Below are 1506 nucleotides of genomic sequence, written 5' to 3'. Positions count from 1 at the left end.
TGGGGTTAATCCTACTAAAAAATAAACTAGATGCATTAAAATACAGAATTATAACACAGTTGCATCTAGTTTTGTAGATAAAATATTAATTTTTTTTGATAGATGCACTAGAATTAACCCAAAAAAGAAAGTAATGATGCTGCATAGATATAAATCAATAGATATAGCAAAACTTAACTACTCAAAGCTGCAAAAGCCAGATTAATATATGAAATTAATCTCTAAATTTTAAGAAAATAATAAATAAATTTTCCAAAAATAAACGTTTTTTATAAGCCGTAATTCATCGCAATATAATCATGCCCTAGATGTAAATCTAAATAGCTTCACAGAAAATTACAAATAGCTAAAAACAAAAAGGCGAACCTAAGTTCGCCTTTTTGTATTACAAGAAAGAAAAGATTTATATTATTGTTGACCTAACAAGCTAAGAGCAATAGTTGGGCGCTGGTTAGCTTGTGCAAGTACAGTCTGAGAAGCCTGCTGAATAATGTTATTGGCAGTTAAAGCGGCAGTCTCAGAGGCAAAGTCGGTATCACGAATACGGCTACGTGCATCGGCCTCATTTTCCGCAATAGAAGCCTGATTACGAATGGTGCTTTCCATTCGGTTCTGGATCGCACCTAGCTCAGCACGCTTAGAATCAACAACTTGGATAAACTTATCGATGTTTGACAATGTAGCAGTTGCTAAAGCCATAGTTTCAACAGCCCAACGAGCTAGAGATTTTTTATTAGTATCAGTAAGAACATATCCTGTAGGATTTGCTGCTCCTACAGTATCTTTATGTGCAACGCTAGCCTGTTTAGCAATACCAGTCATATTAAAAGGCTCATCCCAGGTTAAAGATAAAGTATCACCTGCATTAGCGCCTACTTGGAATAATAACTTGCCATCAGCAGGGATTAAGCTCTTTGAATTACCAGCTTGAACATATTTACCATTTAATACCAGACCACCAGCAAAAGTAGTTTGCTTGGCAATACGTGTAATTTCGTGAGAAAGCTGAGTAACTTCTTCTTGAAGGGCTTTGCGATCACTTTCGGTATTGGTGCCGTTGGCAGCTTGCACAGCTAGTACACGGATACGCTGGAGCATGTTGGTGGTTTCGTCGAGAGCACCTTCAATGGTCTGGGCTAAGGCAATACCGTCATTGGTATTACGATTTCCCTGATTTAAACCGTTAATCTGAGCTGTTAATCGATCGGAAATTTGAAGGCCAGCAGCATCATCTTTTGCTGAGTTAATACGTAAGCCAGATGCAAGACGCTGATAATTAGTGTTCAGACTATTTGTTGCATTGGTTAACTTTCTCTGCGCATTAATAGAGCTAACGTTTGTGTTTACATATAAAGCCATAATTACTCTCTCTTCTTTCTCATATAGACCGACAATAGTATGATTTCCGTCTAAATTACCGAAACAAATCTGTAATCATCTATATGTATGTATAAAACCAAAATGTCAATATAGTATAGTTTCTTGTATCGATGCTATAATAGAATT

1 protein-coding gene is annotated in these 1506 nt (G+C 36.3%); it reads right to left on the bottom strand.

The features are described from left to right. Window positions 1-408: 408 nt before the first annotated feature. Complete coding sequence (locus MXE38_RS12275) at window positions 409-1359, bottom strand: flagellin (RefSeq protein ID WP_246915496.1); 951 nt, start codon at window positions 1357-1359, stop codon at window positions 409-411. Between the last annotated feature and the right edge of the window lie 147 nt (window positions 1360-1506).

It is taken from the genome of Anaerobiospirillum sp. NML120448 (genome assembly GCF_023050945.1).
GTDB lineage: Bacteria > Pseudomonadota > Gammaproteobacteria > Enterobacterales > Succinivibrionaceae > Anaerobiospirillum.
This window is presented reverse-complemented; position numbering and strand designations above follow the sequence as displayed.

What these genes read in the sequence shown, in the direction of transcription:
- MXE38_RS12275 (WP_246915496.1), bottom strand. Translation starts at nt 1,359, where the DNA reads ATGGCTTTATATGTAAACACAAACGTTAGCTCTATTAATGCGCAGAGA.